This window comes from Humibacillus xanthopallidus (assembly GCF_006716675.1).
In the GTDB taxonomy this organism is placed as follows: Bacteria; Actinomycetota; Actinomycetes; order Actinomycetales; family Dermatophilaceae; genus Humibacillus; species Humibacillus xanthopallidus_B.
Genome location: NZ_VFPM01000003.1, coordinates 645,135 through 664,846, shown reverse-complemented (window position 1 = coordinate 664,846; position 19,712 = coordinate 645,135). Strand labels below are relative to the sequence as shown.

At 71.8% G+C, this 19,712-nt stretch carries 16 protein-coding genes; 14 read left to right on the top strand and 2 right to left on the bottom strand.

Going from position 1 to position 19,712, the window contains the following annotated elements; translation table 11 throughout:
• Positions 1–2: 2 nt before the first annotated feature.
• Complete coding sequence (locus FBY41_RS18110; RefSeq protein WP_141845650.1) at positions 3–590, bottom strand: uridine kinase family protein; 588 nt, start codon at positions 588–590, stop codon at positions 3–5.
• A 53-nt stretch (positions 591–643) separates the two neighbouring features.
• On the opposite strand from FBY41_RS18110, the gene hisF reads away from it, so the two are divergent.
• Positions 644–1,417, top strand: a complete 774-nt coding sequence (gene hisF / locus FBY41_RS18105; RefSeq protein ID WP_141845649.1) for an imidazole glycerol phosphate synthase subunit HisF — start codon at positions 644–646, stop codon at positions 1,415–1,417.
• 31 nt (positions 1,418–1,448) lie between these two features.
• Here hisF and FBY41_RS18100 read toward each other — a convergent pair whose 3' ends face one another.
• Positions 1,449–2,090, bottom strand: a complete 642-nt coding sequence (locus FBY41_RS18100) for a TIGR03085 family metal-binding protein (RefSeq protein WP_141845648.1) — start codon at positions 2,088–2,090, stop codon at positions 1,449–1,451.
• Between the two features lie 73 nt (positions 2,091–2,163).
• Here FBY41_RS18100 and FBY41_RS18095 point away from each other — a divergent pair, with 73 nt between their 5' ends.
• From FBY41_RS18095 to FBY41_RS18035, 13 genes are all read left to right on the top strand, one after another.
• Positions 2,164–2,715, top strand: a complete 552-nt coding sequence (locus FBY41_RS18095; RefSeq protein ID WP_141845647.1) for a GNAT family N-acetyltransferase — start codon at positions 2,164–2,166, stop codon at positions 2,713–2,715.
• Positions 2,716–2,804: 89 nt separating this feature from the next.
• Positions 2,805–4,700, top strand: a complete 1,896-nt coding sequence (locus tag FBY41_RS18090; protein WP_141845646.1) for an ABC transporter ATP-binding protein — start codon at positions 2,805–2,807, stop codon at positions 4,698–4,700.
• Positions 4,697–6,508, top strand: coding sequence for an ABC transporter ATP-binding protein (locus FBY41_RS18085; RefSeq protein WP_141845645.1), 1,812 nt, complete (start codon positions 4,697–4,699; stop codon positions 6,506–6,508). The genes FBY41_RS18090 and FBY41_RS18085 overlap by 4 nt, the downstream gene beginning before the upstream one ends.
• A 51-nt stretch (positions 6,509–6,559) precedes the next feature.
• Complete coding sequence (gene hisI / locus FBY41_RS18080) at positions 6,560–6,946, top strand: phosphoribosyl-AMP cyclohydrolase (protein ID WP_141845644.1); 387 nt, start codon at positions 6,560–6,562, stop codon at positions 6,944–6,946.
• Positions 6,947–7,016: 70 nt separating this feature from the next.
• The gene (locus FBY41_RS18075) at positions 7,017–8,603 is read left to right on the top strand and encodes an anthranilate synthase component I (RefSeq protein WP_141845643.1); all 1,587 of its coding nucleotides are present in this window, start codon (positions 7,017–7,019) and stop codon (positions 8,601–8,603) included.
• Positions 8,600–9,184 carry a Trp biosynthesis-associated membrane protein gene (locus tag FBY41_RS18070; RefSeq protein ID WP_141845642.1) on the top strand — a complete coding sequence of 195 codons (585 nt, stop codon included), beginning with the start codon at positions 8,600–8,602 and terminating at the stop codon, positions 9,182–9,184. The genes FBY41_RS18075 and FBY41_RS18070 overlap by 4 nt, the downstream gene beginning before the upstream one ends.
• Before the next feature lie 58 nt (positions 9,185–9,242).
• Complete coding sequence (locus FBY41_RS18065) at positions 9,243–9,512, top strand: HGxxPAAW family protein (RefSeq protein ID WP_141845641.1); 270 nt, start codon at positions 9,243–9,245, stop codon at positions 9,510–9,512.
• Between the two features lie 5 nt (positions 9,513–9,517).
• Positions 9,518–10,333: an indole-3-glycerol phosphate synthase TrpC gene (gene trpC, locus FBY41_RS18060; protein WP_141845640.1), complete on the top strand. Its 816-nt coding sequence runs from the start codon at positions 9,518–9,520 to the stop codon at positions 10,331–10,333.
• Positions 10,334–10,335: 2 nt separating this feature from the next.
• A complete protein-coding gene (gene trpB, locus FBY41_RS18055; protein WP_141845639.1) occupies positions 10,336–11,637 on the top strand; it encodes a tryptophan synthase subunit beta in 1,302 nt (433 codons plus the stop codon).
• Positions 11,634–12,434, top strand: a complete 801-nt coding sequence (gene trpA / locus FBY41_RS18050) for a tryptophan synthase subunit alpha (protein ID WP_141845638.1) — start codon at positions 11,634–11,636, stop codon at positions 12,432–12,434. Before trpB ends, trpA begins: the two co-directional genes overlap by 4 nt.
• A complete protein-coding gene (lgt, locus tag FBY41_RS18045; RefSeq protein ID WP_260439881.1) occupies positions 12,431–13,498 on the top strand; it encodes a prolipoprotein diacylglyceryl transferase in 1,068 nt (355 codons plus the stop codon). Before trpA ends, lgt begins: the two co-directional genes overlap by 4 nt.
• A gap of 198 nt (positions 13,499–13,696) precedes the next feature.
• Positions 13,697–18,256 (top strand): glutamate synthase large subunit, encoded by a 4,560-nt coding sequence (gene gltB, locus FBY41_RS18040; RefSeq protein WP_141845637.1) that lies wholly within the window; start codon positions 13,697–13,699, stop codon positions 18,254–18,256.
• Positions 18,249–19,706, top strand: coding sequence for a glutamate synthase subunit beta (locus FBY41_RS18035; protein ID WP_141845636.1), 1,458 nt, complete (start codon positions 18,249–18,251; stop codon positions 19,704–19,706). The genes gltB and FBY41_RS18035 overlap by 8 nt, the downstream gene beginning before the upstream one ends.
• Positions 19,707–19,712 lie beyond the last annotated feature (6 nt).

The window sequence follows — 19,712 nt, the reverse complement described above, 5'->3', positions numbered from 1 at the left end:
CTTCAGAGACTAGAGGTGTCGACGACGAGGTCGGCACGCTCCCTCGTGCCGTCGGCGGCGTAGAGCTGCGCCTCCTGCGCGGCCCAGCGCTGCCAGTTGGGCCGGTAGGCCTCCCCGTCACGGGCGATGCCGCGCTCCATGCGCAGCGCTCGGTCGGCCTCGACGAAGACCCGCACGGCCGCATACGCCCCGGCGGGCTCGACGCTGCACCCGCAGCCCTCGACGACGAGGAAGCGCGACGGCTCCACGGCCCGCGTGCCCTGCCACTCGTCACGCACCCAGCTCCACAGCCGGTATGCCGCCGGGCGCCCGTGCGCGATCGGCTCCAGCACCTGCGTGGTGAGCAGCCCGGGCGCCTCGGCGAGCCCGTCCCAGCCCGGGAAGATGAGGTCCATGTGCACCACCTCGACGGTGCCGAGAGCCTGGAGGGCGTCGGCGACGCCCTTGGCGAGGGTCGTCTTGCCGGAGCCGCTCGGCCCGTCGATCGCGACGACCACCGTTGCGCCACAACGAGGCTCGGCCACGGCAGCCAGCGCTACGACCGCCTCCACGTCGGACCGGCGAGCGGGGTCGGTGAGCTGGTGCCACATGGCGGCGACCCTACCCGTGCGGCTGCTCCCGGCCGCTGCCCTAGATTTGGTCCATGCCGGTTGCCACGCGCGTCATCGCCTGTCTCGACGTCGACGCCGGGCGTGTCGTCAAGGGCGTCAACTTCGAGAACCTCCGTGACGCCGGCGACCCCGTCGAGCTCGCCAAGGTCTACGACGCACAGGGCGTCGACGAGCTGACCTTCCTCGACGTCACCGCGAGCAGCGGCAACCGTGAGACGACCTACGACGTCGTGCGGCGCACGGCCGAGCAGGTCTTCATCCCGCTCACCGTCGGCGGGGGAGTGCGCACGGTCGACGACGTCGACCGTCTCCTGCGTGCAGGCGCCGACAAGGTCGGGGTCAACACCGCCGCCATTGCCCGCCCCGAGCTCATCGCCGAGATCGCCGAGCGCTTCGGCGCGCAGGTGCTCGTCCTGTCGGCCGACGTGCGGCGCCGCCTGGGCGACGACGGCAGGCCGACGGACGACTTCGTCATGACCACCCACGGCGGGCGTACGCCGGTCGACCTCGACGCGATCGAGTGGTGCGCCCGGGCCGCCGACCTCGGCGCCGGCGAGATCCTGCTCAACTCGATGGACGCCGACGGCACCAAGGACGGCTTCGACCTCGAGCTCATCCGCCGGGTGCGCGCGGCCGTGTCGGTGCCGGTCATCGCCAGCGGCGGCGCCGGGCGGGTGGAGCACTTCGCCCCGGCCGTCGAGGCCGGTGCCGACGCCGTGCTCGCGGCGAGCGTCTTCCACTTCGGCGAGCTCACCGTCGGCCAGGTCAAGGACGCACTGCGCGCGGCCGGGGTCGTCGTGCGCTGACACGCCGGCATACCACCTCGGGGTGCGGCGGTCAGCCGAGGCCGAGCTCTGCCTGCTGGAGGGCCGCGATGTCGTCGGCGTCGCCCGAGAGCTCCACCCGCGCGACGTCCTTGCGGCCGTAGGCGTAGAGCACGAGCTCGGCCGGCGTGCCGCGCACGACGACGGTGCCGTGGTCGTCGGGCAGCTTGGCGGAGTGCCGGCCGTGGCCGGGCGCGACGAGCACGATGCCGGTCGGCGACTTGCGGAACATCAGGCGCGAGCTGCGGCGGAGGGAGACCCAGAGCGCGTGCTGGAGGTTGGGCGCGAGGTCGCGCGGCTCCCAGCCGGGCTGCGCGCGGCGCACGTCCTCGTGGTGGATGAAGAACTCGACGAGGTTGGCGACCTCGTCGACCTTCTCGAAGTGCATGGGGTTCCAGACGGGCGCGCCGGCGCGCACCCGCTCGACGAGCGCTCCGTAGTCGCCGGCAGCCATGCGCGCGCGCTCACGCTCGAGCCTGCCGTGCAGGAACGGCAGGATGATGCCGACCGCGAGATCCGGGCGCCCCTCGCGGATGACGAGGTGGGCCGCGAGGTCACGCGTGTCCCAGCCCTCGCACTTCGTGGGGGCGTCGGGGCCGACGCGGAGCAGCTCGTCGCAGAGCAGGAGGCGTTCGGACAGGGCGTGGCGGGTCATGGCCCCATCCTCGCAGCCGCAGCGGCGAGGAACTCGGTGGCCCGTCGCCGGGGCACCTGCCTAGGGTCGTGGAGTGATCGAGCTCGTGCGCCCGTCCGTCGACCTCGCCGCCTCGTGGTGGGCGCTCGTCGAGGCGTTCGACGGTGCGACGATCCACGGATCGGGCCTGCGGCCCGGCGACGGCGACCGGCTGCGCGACCCGGAGGTCTTCGCCGAGTGGGTCGACTGGCTCGCGGGCATGGAGCGCTCGGACGAGCCGCTGCCGGAGGGGAGGGTGGCCTGCTCCTACCGCTGGGTGCTGGACGACGGGAGGGTCGTCGGCACGATCGCGGTCCGGCACTCCCTCACCCCCTCGCTGCTCGCCGAGGGCGGCCACATCGGGTATGCCGTGGGGCCGGGCGACCGCGGACGCGGCGTCGCGAGCAGCGCCCTCGCGCTCGCCCTCGACCTCGCGCACCGACGCGGCATCGACCTTGCGCTCATCACGTGCGACGTCGAGAACGTCGCGTCGTCCCGCACCATCGAGCGCGCCGTCCGGCAGCGCGGAGGCTTCCTCGAGGACGTGCGCGACGGCGTGCGGCGCTACTGGGTAGTCACCGATGAGGCGACTGTCGGTGGGGCGTGAGAGGCTCAGAAGTCGTGCAAGCGGGGCCACCGACGCGCCCCGACCGCCTGCCCCACCACCCTGACACGCGACCACCGGGAGCCCCACACGTGAACGACTTGCCGTCCTCGACCCTGCGCGAAGGCCTGTCCGTCATCGCCCGTGGCATCAAGGGGCAGCCGCGGTGGTTCGCGCTCGCGGTCCTCGGCAGCGTCATCTACGGCGTCATGACCGTCATGACCGCGTGGACCATCGGGTGGGTCGTCGAGCACGAGATCGCCCCGGCGATCGCCGCCGGCACCGTCACGCCGCAGCAGCTCTGGACCATCGGCGGCGTGCTCGCCCTCGTCGTGCTCGTCACGGTCACCGGCGTCATCGGCCGACGTCTGGCCGGCGGTGTCGCGATGTTCAACCTCGGCGCGATGTACCGCCGCCAGGTGACGCGCCAGTACCTCCGGCTGCCGCTCTCCTGGCACCACAAGCACCCGTCGGGCCAGCTGCTCTCCAACGCGAACGCCGACGTCGAGGCGACGTGGAACATCTTCGCCCCGCTGCCCATGGCGCTCGGCGTCATCGTCATGCTCGTCTTCGGCATCGTGCAGATGGTGATCATCGACCCGTGGCTGGCCGTCGTGGGGCTCACGGTCTTCCCGCTCCTCTTCCTTGCCAACGTCGCCTTCCAGCGCGCCATGTCACCGAAGGTCACGCTGGCCCAGCAGCTGCGTGCCGACGTCTCCGAGGTGGCGCACGAGAGCTTCGAGGCGGCGCTCATCGTCAAGTCGCTCGGTCGCGAGGACCACGAGGCCGAGCGCTTCCGCGAGGTGACGCACGCCCTGCGCGACGCCAACATCGATGTCGGCCGCACCCGCGGCCGGTTCGACCCGGCGATCGAGGCGATCCCGACGATCGGCACGCTCGCGGTCCTCTTCGTCGGCACGCTGCGGGTCAGCAGCGGCTATCTCACGGCCGCCCAGGTCGTGCAGATCGCCTACCTCTTCTCCATCCTCGCCTTCCCCGTGCGGGCTCTCGGGTGGGTGCTCGCCGAGCTCCCCCGCTCCGTCGTCGGCTGGAAGCGGGTGTCGGCCGTGCTCGACGCCGAGGGCAGCATGACCTACGGCGATCGTGACCTGCCCCATGGGCGATCGAGCCGCCTGCAGGCCGAGCGCGTCGCCTACGCCTACGAGGTCGAGAGCGAGTCCGGCGAGATCGACCACAACCCGGCACTCGTCGACGTGACGCTGGACGTGGCACCAGGGGCGACCGTCGCCGTCGTCGGGCCCACGGGCAGCGGCAAGTCGACGCTGGCCACCATCGTGATGCGCCTCGTCGACCCCGACACCGGTGCGGTGCTCGTCGACGGCATCGACCTGCGCGAGGTGCGTCGGGGCGGCGTCAGCGAGGTCGCCGCCCTCGTGGCGCAGCAGACCTTCATGTTCGATGACACCGTGCGCGGCAACGTGACCCTCGGCGCCCCGCACGACGACGAGGCCGTGTGGCGCGCGCTCAACGTCGCGCAGGGCGCCGGCTTCGTCGACCGGCTCCCCGAGGCGCTCGACACCCACGTCGGCGAACGCGGCGCGAGCCTCTCCGGAGGCCAGCGCCAACGCATCGCGCTCGCCCGCGCGATCATCCGCGAGCCGCAGCTGCTCATCCTCGACGACGCGACGTCGGCGGTCGACCCGAGCGTCGAGCAGGCCATCCTCTCCCGCCTGCGCGAGGCGAGCTCCGGCACGACCGTGCTCGTCGTCGCCTACCGGATGGCCACCATCCTGCTCGCCGACGAAGTCGTCTACCTCGAGGATGGCCGCGTCCTCGACCACGGCACCCATGCCCAGCTGCTCAGCCGGTGCGCCGGCTACGAACGCCTCGTGACGGCATACGCCCGCGAAGCGGCCGAGCGGGCAGCGCTCGCTGCCGAGGACGACGACATCGGGGCGGACTTCGACGACGACTACACCGATCGCGACCCCCGGCGCGAGCAGCAGGTCGAGGAGGTGTCGCGATGAGCATGCGGTCCCAGGCCCTCGTCGAGCACCACGGTGTCGCGACGGGCAAGGAGATGTCGACCGGTGACACCCTGCGGCGCGGGCTTCACCTGTCGCCCGAGCTGAGCAGAGGCATCTGGGTGACGGTGTGCCTCGCGGTCCTCTCGACCCTCGGACGCGTCCTCGTCCCCTTCGTCGTGCAGCGGATCACCGACCAGGGCATCCTCGCCGAGGGCGGCCCGGACGCCGAGGTCGTGGCCGTCTACATCGGCGTCGCGCTCGTCGGCGTCGTCGTCACCGCCGTCTCGGCCTACTTCGTCAACGTGCGGCTCTTCCGCGCGTCCGAGAACGGCCTGTCGACCTTGCGGCTCAAGGCGTTCCGCCACATCCACGACCTCGCGATGCTGACCCAGAACACCGAGCGCCGGGGCTCACTCGTGTCGCGCGTGACGTCCGACGTCGACACGATCTCGATGTTCGTGCAGTTCGGCGGGCTCATGCTCATGATCAACATCGCGCAGATCACGCTCGCGACGGTGCTCATGGTGGTCTACAGCCCGCCGCTCGCCCTCGTCGTGTGGCTCTGCTTCGTGCCGCTCTTCATCATCATCCGCAAGTTCCAGGGCATCGTCGGGCGCGCCTACACGAAGGTGCGCGAGCGTGTCGGCGACATGCTCGGCGCGATCTCGGAGGCCGTCGTCGGCGCCCAGGCCATCCGTGCCTACGGCGTCGAGGACCGCACGGCCGCGCGCATCGACGCCTCGGTCGAGGCGCACCGCAAGGCAGCCATCGGCGCGCAAGCGCGCTCGGTCGTCGCCTTCACCTCGGGACAGCTCGTGTCGGGGCTCACGACAGCAGTGGTGCTCGTCGTCGGCACGGTCCTGGCGGTGGACGGCCGGCTGACGCTGGGCGAGCTGCTCGCCTTCCTCTTCCTCGTCAACCTCTTCACGATGCCGGTGCAGCAGGCGACCGAGATCCTCAACGAGATGCAGAACGCCGTTGCCGGCTGGCGCCGCGTCATCGGCATCATCGACACCCCGGCCGATGTCTCCGACCCCGCTGACGACGGCGTCGAGCTGCCGCGGGGCCCGATCACGGTGCAGTTCAGCGGTGTGAGCTTCTCGTATCCCGGCGGCGCCCAGGTGCTGCACGACATCGACCTCACGATCGCCCCGCGCAGCCGGGTCGCGATCGTCGGTGAGACCGGCTCGGGCAAGTCGACGCTCGCCAAGCTGCTGACCAGGCTCATGGACCCCACCTCCGGGCGAGTCCTCCTCGACGGCACCGACCTCGACACGATCCGCTTCTCGTCGCTGCGCCAGCGCGTCGTGCTCGTGCCCCAGGAGGGCTTCCTCTTCGACGGCACGCTGCTCGACAACATCCGCTTCGGCCGGCCCGAGGCGAGCCAGGAGGAGGTCGAGCACACGCTCGCCGAGCTCGGGCTCGACCCGTGGGTCGCCTCGATGCCGCTCGGGCTCCAGACCGAGGTCGGCCAGCGCGGCGAGTCGTTGTCGGCGGGGGAGCGGCAGCTCGTGGCCCTCGCCCGGGCCTACCTCGCCGACCCCGACCTGCTCGTCCTCGACGAGGCGACGTCGGCCGTCGACCCGGGCACGGAGGTCCGCCTCCAGCGCGCACTCGACTCGCTGACCCGCGGCCGCACGTCGATCGCGATCGCCCACCGCCTCTCGACGGCGCAGGCCGCCGACGAGGTGATCGTCGTCGACGCCGGCCGCATCGTCGAGCGCGGCCCGCACGCCGAGCTCGTCCGGCTCGGTGGCGTCTACTCCAAGCTGCACGACTCGTGGGTGGCGCAGCAGCAGGCCGTCTGACCCCCACCCCGCTCTGTCGATCGCAGGGCGGGGAGACGGCAGAATGTCCGGGTGACCGACAACCCGACCCTCAGCCCCGACATCGCCGCCCTGCTCAAGCGCGACGCGCACGGCCTCGTCGCCGCGGTCGTCCAGCAGCACGACTCGGGCGACGTGCTCATGGTCGGGTGGATGGACGACGAGGCCGTGCGCCGCACCCTCACCGAGGGCCGGGTGACGTTCTGGTCGCGCAGCCGCCAGGAGTACTGGCGCAAGGGCGACACGAGCGGCCACGTCCAGTGGGTCAAGGGCGTGCGCCTCGACTGCGACGGCGACGCACTCCTCGTCTCCGTCGACCAGGTCGGTGCGGCGTGCCACACCGGCGACCGGACCTGCTTCGACGCGCGGGTGCTGCCCGCGACCGTCGGCGAGCCCGACCCGGCCACCCCCGCCACCTGACCACCCGCCGGCAAGACCGACCGGTGGAGGCGGCGACACGGCATACGGGCTGGTGGGCCAGAATGGCCGGGTGCCCGACTCGACCACCTCCCTCGCCCCTGCGCCCGCACCACACGCAGACCTCGCGTGGGGACAGACGTGGCCGAGCCTGCAGGTCTTCACGGAGCTCGCGCTCGAGCACCGTCGGGTCATCCCCGTCGTGCGGCGCCTCCTCGCCGACAGCGAGACCCCGGTCGGGGTCTACCGCAAGCTCGCCCGCAACGCGGCCGGCACGTTCCTGCTCGAGTCGGCCGAGCACGGCGGCGTGTGGTCGCGCTACTCCATCGTCGGGGCGCGCTGCGCCGCCACGCTGACCGAGCACGACGGCGAGACGCACTGGATCGGTGCCCCGCCCGTCGGTGTGCCCACCTCGGGTGACCCGACCGAGACCCTGCGTCGCACGGTCGCCGAGCTCGCCACCGATCGCATCCCCGGGCTGCCGCCGCTCACCGGGGGCATGGTCGGGGCCATCACCTACGACGCGGTGCGGCGGTGGGAGCGGGTGCCCGACGAGGGTCGCGACGAGCTCGACCTGCCGGAGCTCGCGATGATGCTCGCGACCGACCTCGCCGTCTTCGACCACAGCGACGGCTCCCTCCTGCTCGTCGCAAACGCCGTGAACCACGACGCGACCGACGAGCGCATCGAGGACGCCTGGGCCGATGCCGTCGCGCGCCTCGACCGGATGACGGCCGAGCTCGCCGAGCCGGCCCCGAGCACGGTGGCGACGATCGAGCCCATCGCGAGCGAGCCGCGCAGCACTCACACGCAGGAGCAGTTCGAGGCGATGGTCGAGGAGGCCAAGGAGGCGATCCGGGCCGGCGAGGCCTTCCAGATCGTCGTCTCGCAGCGCTTCACCGTGCCGTGCGAGGCCGACTCGCTCGACGTCTACCGCACCCTGCGGGTGAGCAACCCGAGTCCGTACATGTACCTCCTGCGCCTGCCGCACCCCGACGGCTCGGCCTACGACGTCGTCGGGTCGAGCCCCGAGGCGCTCATCAAGGTGACCGGTCGCCAGGCGATCACCCACCCCATCGCGGGCTCGCGTCCGCGCGGCAAGAGCCCCGACCACGACGCCCACCTCGCCGAGGAGCTGCTGGGCGATGCGAAGGAGCGGGCCGAGCACCTCATGCTCGTCGACCTGGCCCGCAACGACCTCCAGCGCATCTGCCGCGCCGGCACCGTCGACACCGTCGACTTCATGTCGGTGCGTCGCTACAGCCACATCATGCACATCGAGTCGACGGTCGTGGGCGACCTCCGCTACGACCGCAGCGCCTACGACGCGCTCGTCGCGACGTTCCCCGCCGGCACCCTGAGCGGGGCGCCGAAGCCGCGCGCGATGGCCCTCATCGACGGCTACGAGGGAGTGCGGCGCGGCCTCTACGGCGGGGTCGTCGGCTACCTCGACTTCGCCGGCGACCTCGACATGGCCATCGCGATCCGCACCGCCCTCATCAAGGACGGCCTCGCCCACGTGCAGGCGGGGGCGGGCATCGTCGCGGACTCCGTGCCGCACCTCGAGTTCGAGGAGACGGTCCACAAGGCGGCAGCCGCCCTGCGCGCCGTCGCCGCGGCCGCCGGGCTCCGGCCCGTGACGCAGGAGCGTGGTCGGTGACGCTCTCCAAGCGGTATGCCGCCCTCGCCGTCCTCGTGCCGGCCGCCCTCGCGCTCCTGCTGACGACGCGCCCGTGGGCGGTCGGCGAGTCACGCGACGTGCTGAGTGCCGGCACGACCGAGGTGACGGGGGGAGCGGCCGCGCCGGGTGTCGTGGGCCTCGTCGTCGTCACCGTCGTCGCGCTGCTCGGCCTCATGACCGGTGGCCGCATCATCCGTGCCGTCTCGGCTGTCGTGCTCGTGCTCGCAGCGGCCGGAGCCGCGGCACTGACGCTGCTCGTCGTGCTCCGGCCGGTCGACGCCGTGTCGGCTGCCGTCGCCAAGGAGCTGGCCCGCACGACCGCACCGGACGCCACCGGCGCGACGACCTTCTGGGGCTGGGCCGGTGCCGTCGTCAGCGTCGCGCTCCTCGCCGGGGCTGTCGCCGCAGCCCTGTCGAGCCGCTCCTGGGCGGGCTTGTCGTCGCGCTACGAGCGGGGCTCCCGCCCCGAGAGCGGGCCTCGCGGCCAGGTGCGCAGCGCGTGGGACGAGCTGTCGGACGGCGGCGACCCCACCCTGCGCGACTCGCCCGAACAGACCTGACACAATGGCGACGGTCGGGGCCCACGGTCGGGCCCCCTGCGCGACGAGAGAGGGCGACATGGAAGACGAGCACGAGGACCACGGACACAGCACCGCCGCGTGGACCGGGGTCGGCATCATCCTGCTCGGCTCTGCCGTCGCCGCTGTCGCCGTCCTGCTGCCCAGCCTCCTGCTCGGCATCATCGGCGCGGCCCTCATCATCGCCGGTGCGGGCGCGGGCAAGGTGCTGTCGATGGCGGGCTACGGCAGCAAGGGCCACCACGCCCAGGCCGGGTCGCTCGTCGACGCCCCCGACGAGTCGGGCGCCGAGACCCTCGGCAAGAGCTGAGATCGGTGCCGACGGTTCTCGACGGGATCATCGAGGGCGTCCGCGAGGATCTCGAGCGCCGTCGCGCCGTGACCTCCGGGGCCGAGCTCGAGGCGCGTCTCGCGTCGGTGGCGCCCGCCCTCGACCCGATGCCGGGCATCCGCTCCGCGCCCGGGGTGGCCGTGATCGCCGAGGTCAAGCGAGCGAGCCCCAGCAAGGGCGCGCTCGCCGACATCCCCGAGCCCGGTCGGCTCGCCCGGGCGTATGCCGCCGGGGGAGCGAGTGCGATCAGCGTCCTCACCGAGCAGCGCCGGTTCAACGGCAGCCTGGCCGACCTCGACGAGGTGCGCGCCGCCGTGCCCACTCCCTTGCTGCGCAAGGACTTCATGGTCGAGGCCTACCAGGTGACCGAGGCCCGGGCACACGGCGCCGACCTCATCCTGCTCATCGTGGCGGCCCTCGACGACGCCCTCATGCGCGACCTGCACGACCAGGCGCGCGAGCTCGGCATGACCGCCCTCGTCGAGGTGCACGACGCCGCAGAGCTCGAGCGCGCGCTGGCCCTCGACCCTGTCCTCGTGGGCGTCAACGCCCGCAACCTCAAGACCCTCGAGGTCGACCCCCGCACGGTCACCGACCTGCTGCCCCGCGTGCCCGAGGGCGTCGTCGGGGTGGCCGAGAGCGGCGTGACCGGACCCCACGACGTCGCGACGTACGTGCGTGCCGGGGCCGGTGCCGTGCTCGTCGGCGAGGCCCTCGTGCGTGACGGTGCCCCGGAGCGCACCGTGCAGGCCTTCATCGAGGCCGCTGCTGCCGTGCGCAGCGGCGCCACCCAGGAGTGAGCATGACCCAGCCATCGACCACCTCATCCGGCGTGCCGGCATACGGCCGCTTCGGCGGTTTCGGGGGACGCTACGTCCCCGAGGCGCTGATCCCTGCCCTCGAGCAGCTCGAGGAGGTGTGGCGCAAGGCCGTCGTCGACCCGGAGTTCGTCGGCGAGCTCGAGCGGCTCCAGCGCACCTACACGGGCCGGCCCAGCATCATCACCGAGGTGCCCCGCTTCGCCGAGCACTGCGGCGGCGCCCGGGTCATCCTCAAGCGCGAGGACCTCAACCACACCGGCTCGCACAAGATCAACAACGTGCTCGGCCAGGCGCTGCTCACCAAGCGCATGGGCAAGACCCGCGTCATCGCCGAGACGGGCGCCGGCCAGCACGGCGTCGCGACCGCCACCGCGGCTGCCCTCCTCGGGCTCGAGTGCGTCGTCTACATGGGCCGCAAGGACACCGAGCGCCAGGCCCTCAACGTCGCCCGCATGCGGCTGCTCGGCGCCACCGTCGTGCCGGTCGACAACGGCAGCAAGACGCTCAAGGACGCCGTCAACGAGGCCTTCCGCGACTGGGTGGCCAACGTCGCGACGACCCACTACGTGCTCGGCACCGTCACCGGACCGCACCCCTTCCCCGAGATGGTCCGCGACTTCCACCGGGTCATCGGCGTCGAGGCCCGCCAGCAGGTGCTCGACCTCGTGGGCCGGCTGCCGGACGCCGTGCTCGCCTGCGTCGGCGGCGGCTCCAACGCGATCGGCATCTTCCACCGCTTCATCGACGACCGCTCCGTGCGCCTCATCGGCTTCGAGGCCGGCGGCGAGGGGGTGGCGTCGGGCAGGCACGCGGCGCGCTTCTCGGCCGGCCAGCCGGGCGTGCTCCACGGTGCGTTCACCTACGTCATGCAGGACGTCGACGGCCAGACGGTCGAGTCGCACAGCGTCTCGGCGGGCCTCGACTACCCGAGCGTGGGGCCGGAGCACGCGCACCTGCTCGAGTCGGGCCGGGCCGAGTACCGCCCCGTCACCGACGAGGAGGCGATGGAGGCCTTCTCGCTGCTCTCGCGCACCGAGGGCATCCTGCCTGCCATCGAGAGCGCCCACGCCCTCGCCGGGGCGATGAAGGTCGGGCGTGAGCTCGGCCCCGACGCGGTCCTGCTCGTCAACCTCTCGGGTCGCGGCGACAAGGACGTGCACACGGCCGCGGCGTGGTTCGGCCTCATCGACGAGGACGGCGGCACCGTCCTGCCCGCGACGTCCGAGGCTGCCGACGGCGCCACGGACGACGACGGCGCCACGGGCACGGGGGTGCAGCTGTGAGCGTCGGCCCCATCCTCGAGGCGTGCCGGGCGGAGGGCCGGGCGGCCCTCATCGGCTACCTCCCCGTCGGCTTCCCGAGCGTCGAGGGCTCGATCGAGGCGATGAAGGTGCTCGTCGACAACGGCGTCGACATCGTCGAGATCGGCGTCCCCTACAGCGACCCCGTCATGGACGGGCCCGTCATCCAGGACGCCGCGGTCCGGGCGCTCGAGGCCGGCGTCCACCTCGGTGACATCTTCTCCGCGACGCGTGCGGTCTCCGACGCCGGAGCCGGTGCCCTCGTCATGACGTACTGGAACCCCGTCCTGCGCTACGGCGTCGACCGCTTCGCCGGCGACCTCGCCGCCGCCGGGGGTGCAGGCCTCATCACGCCCGACCTCATCCCCGACGAGGCCGGCGACTGGACCGCCGCGGCCGACGCCAACGACCTCGACAAGGTCTTCCTCGTCGCACCGAGCTCGACGCCCGAGCGCCTCACCAAGGTCACCGCCGCCTGCCGCGGCTTCGTCTACGCGACCGCCGTCATGGGAGTCACGGGGGCGCGCGCCAGCGTCGGCGAGGCCGCCGCCGACCTCGTCGCCCGGACCCGCGCCGCCACCGACCTGCCCGTCTGCGTCGGTGTCGGCGTCTCGACCGGCGACCAGGCGGCCGAGGTCGGCCGCTACGCCGACGGTGTCATCGTCGGTTCCGCGCTCGTGCGGTGCCTCACCGAGGCGCCCACCCCGCAGGAGGGCCTCGAGGCGCTCGGCGCCCTCGCCCGTGAGCTCGCCGAGGGCGTCCGGAGGGGGCGGGCATGAGCCTGCTCAGCGGCATACCGACGGCGGTGTCCACGCTGGCCACCGAGCTGCCGTCGCCGTCCGTCGGCGTCTGGCACCTCGGGCCGCTGCCGATCCGTGGCTACGCCCTCTGCATCCTCGCCGGCATCGTCGTCGCGGTCTGGCTCACCCAGCGGCGGCTGTCCGCGCTCGGCTACCGCCCCGGGGTCGCCATCGACATCTCCGCGTGGGCCGTGCCCTTCGGCATCATCGGTGGGCGGCTCTACCACCTCATCACCACGCCGCAGCCCTACTTCGGTCAGGGCGGCGACCCGTGGAAGGCCTTCGCCATCTACGAGGGCGGCCTCGGCATCTGGGGCGCGGTCGCGCTCGGCGCCGTCGGCGCGTGGATCGGCTGTCGCAAGAACGGCGTCACCTTCCGCGACTTCGTCGACGCAGCCGCACCGGGGGTGGCCATCGCCCAGGCGATGGGGCGCTTCGGCAACTGGTTCAACAACGAGATCTACGGCGCTCCGACCGACCTGCCGTGGCGGCTGCGCATCTACGAGTGGGACACCAGCGCGGGGCGGGCCGTCGTCGACGCGGCGGGCAACCCCGTCGTCAAGGGCTACTTCCACCCGACCTTCCTCTACGAGGCGATCTGGTGCCTGCTCCTCGCGGCCTTCCTCATCGGGATCGGCAGACGCTTCACGCTGAAGCCCGGCCAGGTGTTCGCGGCCTACGTCATGGGCTACCCGATCGGGCGCATCGTCATCGAGAACATGCGCAGCGACTCGGCCAACTACATCCTCGGCCAGCGGGTCAACACCTGGGTCTCGCTGCTCGTCTTCCTCCTCGGCGTCTTCCTCTGGTTCCGGTTCGCCTCGATGCCCGGTGGGCGCGGTCCGAGCGCCGCCGCGGGCCATGACGGCACCGACGGCACCGACGGCACCGACGGCACGGCTGGCACTGACGGCACTGACGGCACTGACGGCACTGACGGCACGGCTGGCACCGACGAAGATCCTCCGGCCGAGGCCTCCGCGGACGAGGCAAACGCCGCGTCCGGGGCGGCGACCACGCAGGAGCCCTCACCAGGCACCTGAGCCCGAGTCCGCGCAGGCGTGATCATCAGGCGAGCACGGCGTCTCAACATCCGGAATCCGTCGTATCAGCAGGTAGGACGGCGGCATGCTCCGATATCGTCGTAACCATCGCCTGTGGCCAGTGCCGTCCACATGCCATTCGTCATGCCGTCGGCCCTTCGTGGGATGTCCCGAGGCCCAGTCAGAAGGACGGTGGAGATGTCGCCGCACACCCGCACCCTCTTCAGCGCACAGCCGGAGAACTCCGGTCTCTACCGCCGGGAGTTCGAGCACGACGCCTGTGGCGTCGCGCTCATCGCGACGATGCGCGGGAGCGCCGGCCACGACATCGTCGAGCACGCCCTCACCGCACTGCGCAACCTCGACCACCGCGGTGCGACCGGAGCCGACCCGCTCGTCGGTGACGGGGCGGGCATCCTCCTGCAGATCCCCGACGAGTTCTTCCGCGAGACCGTGCCGTTCACGCTGCCGAACGTCGGGGCGTATGCCGCGGGCATGGCCTTCCTGCCCGCGAACCCGATCGAGCGCGCCGCCGCCAAGGCCCGCATCGAGGAGATCGCCGCCTCCGAGAACCTCAAGGTGCTCGGCTGGCGCGAGGTGCCTGTGGGCGCCGACCTCGTGGGCAAGGTGGCCCGCGACTGCATGCCGTTCTTCGAGCAGCTCTTCGTCAGCAGCTCGATGGGGCGCCAGGTCGCGCTCGGGCTCGACCGGCTCGCCTTCTGCCTGCGCAAGCGCGCCGAGCGCGAGGTGGAGGTCTACTTCGCCTCGCTCAGCTCGCGCACCATCGTCTACAAGGGCATGCTGACGACCGGCCAGCTCGAGCCGTTCTTCCCCGACCTGTCCGACCCGCGCTTCGCGACCGAGCTCGCCCTCGTCCACTCTCGCTTCTCGACCAACACCTTCCCGTCGTGGCCGCTCGCGCACCCCTACCGGATGATCGCGCACAACGGCGAGATCAACACCGTCAAGGGCAACCGCAACTGGATGCGGGCCCGCGAGAGCCAGCTGACCTCCGACATCATCCCGGGCGACCTCGAGCGGATCTTCCCGATCTGCACGCCCGACGCGTCCGACTCGGCGAGCTTCGACGAGGTGCTCGAGCTGCTCCACCTCGGTGGCCGCTCGCTGCCGCACGCGGTGCTCATGATGATCCCCGAGGCGTGGGAGAACCACGCGACGATGGACCCCGCCCGCAAGGCCTTCTACGAGTTCCACTCGACCTTCATGGAGCCGTGGGACGGCCCCGCCAACGTCTGCTTCACCGACGGCACGCTCGTCGGCGCGGTCCTCGACCGCAACGGGCTGCGCCCGGGGCGGTATGCCGTGACCGACGACGGTCTCGTCGTGCTCGCCTCCGAGTCCGGCGTCATCGAGCTCGACCCCGAGCACGTCGTCCAGCGCGGTCGCCTGCAGCCCGGCAAGATGTTCCTCGTCGACACCGAGCACGGCCGCATCGTCAGCGACGACGAGATCAAGTCCTCGCTCGCGGCGGCCAAGCCCTACGCCGAGTGGCTCCACGCCGGGCTGATCCGGATGAAGGACCTCCCCGAGCGCGAGCACATCGTCCACACGGCCGCCTCCGTGCAGCGCCGCCAGCAGACCTTCGGCTACACCTCCGAGGACCTGCGCATCCTGCTCACGCCGATGGCGAAGTCCGGCGCCGAGGCGCTCGGGTCGATGGGCACCGACACCCCGATCGCCGTGCTCTCGTCGCGGCCCCGGCTGCTCTTCGACTACTTCACGCAGCTCTTCGCCCAGGTGACCAACCCGCCGCTCGACGCGATCCGCGAGGAGCTCGTCACCTCGCTCGGTACCTTCCTCGGCCCCGAGGGCAACGCCCTGTCCGCGTCGCCTGCTCACGCGCGTCAGCTCGTCCTCGACTTCCCCGTCATCGACAACGACGAGCTCGCCAAGATCGTGCACATCAACGCCGACGGTGACCTGCCCGGCTACGCGACCCACGTCGTGCGCGGGCTCTACGACGTGACCGGCGGGGCGGCCGCGATGCGCGACCGGCTCGAGGAGATCTTCGCCGAGGTGTCGCAGGCCATCCGCCGGGGAGCGCGCTTCGTCGTGCTGTCCGACCGTGACTCCGGTCGCGACCTCGCCCCCATCCCGTCGCTGCTGCTGACGGCCGCGGTGCACCACCACCTCATCCGCGAGAAGACCCGCACCCAGGTCGGCATGATCGTCGAGGCCGGTGACGTCCGCGAGGTGCACCACGTCGCGCTGCTCATCGGCTACGGCGCCGCGGCGGTCAACCCCTACCTCGCGATGGAGACCGTCGAGGACCTCGTGCGCTCCGGCGAGATCGAGGGCGTCGAGGCCGACAAGGCCGTCAAGAACCTCATCAAGGCGCTCGGCAAGGGCGTGCTCAAGGTGATGTCGAAGATGGGCATCTCGACGGTCGCGTCCTACCGCGGCGCGCAGGTCTTCGAGGCCATCGGCCTGTCGCAGGAGCTCGTCGACCGCTACTTCACCGGCACGGTCTCGCAGCTCGGTGGTGTCGGGCTCGACGTCATCGCGCAGGAGACGGCCGAGCGCCACGCCCGGGCCTACCCCCCGGACGGCGTGCAGCAGGCCCACCGGGTCCTCGAGGTGGGCGGGGAGTACCAGTGGCGCCGCGAGGGCGAGCCACACCTCTTCGACCCCGAGACCGTCTTCCGGCTGCAGCACTCCACGCGCCAGCGTCGCTACGACATCTTCAAGCAGTACACCGGGCGCATCGACGACCAGACGTCGCGCCTCATGACGTTGCGTGGGCTCATGGGCTTCAGGCCGACCGGCGTCACCGGGCGGCTGCCCGTGCCGCTCGAGGAGGTCGAGCCGGTCAGCGAGATCGTCAAGCGCTTCAACACCGGGGCGATGAGCTACGGCTCGATCTCCAAGGAGGCGCACGAGACCCTAGCCATCGCCATGAACCATCTCGGTGGCCGCTCCAACACCGGTGAGGGCGGCGAGGACGTCGACCGCCTGCTCGACCCCGAGCGCCGCTCGGCTGTCAAGCAGGTCGCGTCGGGTCGCTTCGGTGTGACGAGCCTCTACCTCACGCACTCCGACGACATCCAGATCAAGATGGCCCAGGGCGCCAAGCCCGGTGAGGGCGGCCAGCTGCCCGGCCACAAGGTCTACCCGTGGGTCGCCAAGACGCGCCACTCGACGCCGGGCGTCGGGCTCATCTCACCGCCACCGCACCACGACATCTACTCGATCGAGGATCTCGCTCAGCTGATCCACGACCTCAAGAACGCCAACCCCGCGGCGCGCATCCACGTCAAGCTCGTCTCCGAGATCGGGGTCGGCACCGTGGCGGCCGGCGTCTCCAAGGCGCATGCCGACGTCGTGCTCATCTCCGGGCACGACGGCGGCACGGGTGCCTCGCCGCTCACCTCGCTCAAGCACGCCGGTGCGCCCTGGGAGCTCGGCCTCGCGGAGGCGCAGCAGACGCTCGTGCTCAACGGGCTGCGCGACCGCATCGTCGTGCAGGTCGACGGGCAGCTCAAGACCGGGCGCGACGTCGTCGTGGCGGCCCTGCTGGGCGCTGAGGAGTTCGGCTTCGCGACCGCTCCGCTCGTCGTCTCGGGCTGCATCATGATGCGCGTGTGCCACCTCGACACCTGTCCGGTGGGCATCGCGACGCAGAACCCCGAGCTGCGCGCCCGCTTCTCCGGCAAGCCGGAGTTCGTCGAGACCTTCTTCGAGTACATCGCCGAGGAGGTGCGCGAGCACCTCGCGTCGCTGGGCTTCCGCTCCATCGAGGAGGCCGTCGGTCAGGTCGGCAGCCTCGACCTCGAGAAGGCCATCGCGCACTGGAAGGCCTCGGGGCTCGACCTCAGCCCGATCCTCGCGGTGGCCGACAACCCGACCGGCGGCACCCTGCACCAGTCGGCGGTCCAGGACCACGGCCTCGACAAGGCCCTCGACAACGAGCTGCTCACGCGGTCGCTGGCCGCCATCGAGGACGGCGAGCTCGTGCGCACGCAGATCGCCGTCCGCAACGTCAACCGCACGGTCGGCACGATGCTCGGCCACCACGTCACCAAGGCCCACCCGAACGGCCTGGCCGACAACACGATCGAGCTGACGATGACCGGGTCGGGCGGGCAGTCCTTCGGGGCGTTCCTCCCGGCCGGCGTCACGATGAGGCTCTTCGGCGACGCCAACGACTACGTCGGCAAGGGCTTGTCCGGTGGGCGCATCGTCGTGCGTCCCGACCGCCGGGCCACGCTCGTCGCCGAGGAGAACGTCATCGCCGGCAACGTCATCGCCTACGGCGCGACGACCGGCGAGCTCTTCCTGCGCGGCACCGTCGGCGAGCGCTTCTGCGTCCGCAACTCCGGTGCCCGTGCGGTCGTCGAGGGCGTCGGCGACCACGGCTGCGAGTACATGACGGGCGGTGTGGCGGTGGTGCTCGGCTCGATCGGCCGCAACTTCGCTGCCGGCATGTCAGGCGGCGTGGCCTACGTGCTCGACCTCGACCGCGACCTCGTCAACCCCGAGCTCGTCGATCTCTCGCCGTTGCGACCCGACGACGAGACCACCCTGCACGAGCTGCTCGTCTCCCACCTCGAGTGGACCGAGTCGCCCGTCGCCGACGCGCTGCTGTCGGACTGGGAGAACGCGCGCCAGCGCTTCACCCTTGTCCTGCCGCGCGACTACCAGCGCGTCCTCGACGTCAGGGCCCAGGCCGAGGCAGAAGGCCTCGACCTCGACGGTGCCGACGTGTGGAACCGGATCATGGAGGCTTCCCGTGGCTGACCCGCAAGGCTTTCTCAACGTCCGCGAGCGCGAGCTCCCGGCCCGACGTCCGGTCCCGGTGCGCATCCGGGACTGGAAGGAGGTCTACGAGGAGCAGCAGCTCGGCCAGCTCCAGCGGCAGGCCGGGCGCTGCATGGACTGCGGCATCCCGTTCTGCCACTCGGGCTGCCCGCTCGGCAACCTCATCCCGGAGTGGAACAACCTCGCCTGGCGAGGCGACTGGTCCGATGCGATCGAGCGCCTGCACGCGACGAACAACTTCCCGGAGTTCACGGGCCGCCTCTGCCCCGCGCCGTGCGAGACCGCCTGCGTGCTCGGGATCAACCAGCCCGCCGTGACGATCAAGCAGATCGAGGTGACGACGATCGAGCAGGCCTGGGGCGATGGCCTCGTGCAGCCGCTGCCGCCGGAGCGACTCTCGGGCAAGACGGTCGCCGTCGTCGGCTCGGGCCCCGCCGGCCTCGCCGCGGCCCAGCAGCTGACGCGCGCCGGGCACACCGTCGCCGTCTTCGAGCGGGCCGACAAGCCGGGAGGCCTGCTGCGCTATGGCATCCCCGAGTTCAAGATGGAGAAGGCCGTCCTCGACCGCCGCCTCGAGCAGATGAAGGCCGAGGGCACCCGCTTCCGCAACAACATGAACGTCGGCGTCGACATCACGGGGCGCCAGCTGCGCGACCGCTACGACGCCGTCGTGCTCGCCCTCGGCGCCACCGTGCCACGCGACCTCGACGTCCCCGGGCGCGAGCTCGGCGGCATCCACCAGGCGATGGACTACCTCCCGCAGGGCAACCGCGCGGCGCTCGGCGAGCAGGTGGAGAACCAGATCCTCGCCACCGGCAAGCACGTCGTCGTCATCGGCGGCGGCGACACCGGCGCCGACTGCATCGGCACGGCGCACCGTCAGGGTGCCGCGTCGGTCACGAGCCTCGAGATCATGCCGCAGCCGGGGGAGGAGCGCCCGGCCTCGCAGCCGTGGCCCACCTACCCGATGCTCTACCGCGTCGCGAGCGCGCACGAGGAGGGCGGCGAGCGGATCTACGCCGTCAGCACGACGGAGTTCGTCGGTGACGACGAGGGCAACGTCGCGGCTCTCCGCCTCACGGAGGTCGAGTTCGTCGACGGCAAGCTGAGCTCCAAGCCTGGTACCGAGCGCGAGATCCCCGCGCAGCTCGTCCTCTTCGCCATGGGCTTCCTCGGCCCGGAAGGCCCGGGTGTCGTCTCGCAGCTCGGGGTCGAGCTCGACGAGCGCAGCAACGTCAAGCGCGACAAGACCTTCATGAGCTCGGTCCCCGGAGTGTTCGTCGCGGGCGACGCGGGTCGCGGCCAGTCGCTCATCGTCTGGGCCATCGCCGAGGGTCGGGCCGCAGCCGCTGGAGTCGACGCCTGGCTCACGGGGTCGAGCGCGCTCCCGCGCCCGATCGCCCCCACCGACCGACCGCTCACCGTCTGACCTGCG

Bases quoted from the DNA above. Each gene is read 5' to 3' on its own strand.
- hisF (WP_141845649.1), top strand. From the start codon at position 644: ATGCCGGTTGCCACGCGCGTCATCGCCTGTCTCGACGTCGACGCCGGG.
- trpB (WP_141845639.1), top strand. From the start codon at position 10,336: ATGACCCAGCCATCGACCACCTCATCCGGCGTGCCGGCATACGGCCGC.
- FBY41_RS18065 (WP_141845641.1), top strand. From the start codon at position 9,243: ATGGAAGACGAGCACGAGGACCACGGACACAGCACCGCCGCGTGGACC.
- gltB (WP_141845637.1), top strand. From the start codon at position 13,697: ATGTCGCCGCACACCCGCACCCTCTTCAGCGCACAGCCGGAGAACTCC.
- FBY41_RS18085 (WP_141845645.1), top strand. From the start codon at position 4,697: ATGAGCATGCGGTCCCAGGCCCTCGTCGAGCACCACGGTGTCGCGACG.
- lgt (WP_260439881.1), top strand. From the start codon at position 12,431: ATGAGCCTGCTCAGCGGCATACCGACGGCGGTGTCCACGCTGGCCACC.
- FBY41_RS18100 (WP_141845648.1), bottom strand. From the start codon at position 2,090: ATGACCCGCCACGCCCTGTCCGAACGCCTCCTGCTCTGCGACGAGCTG.
- FBY41_RS18110 (WP_141845650.1), bottom strand. From the start codon at position 590: ATGTGGCACCAGCTCACCGACCCCGCTCGCCGGTCCGACGTGGAGGCG.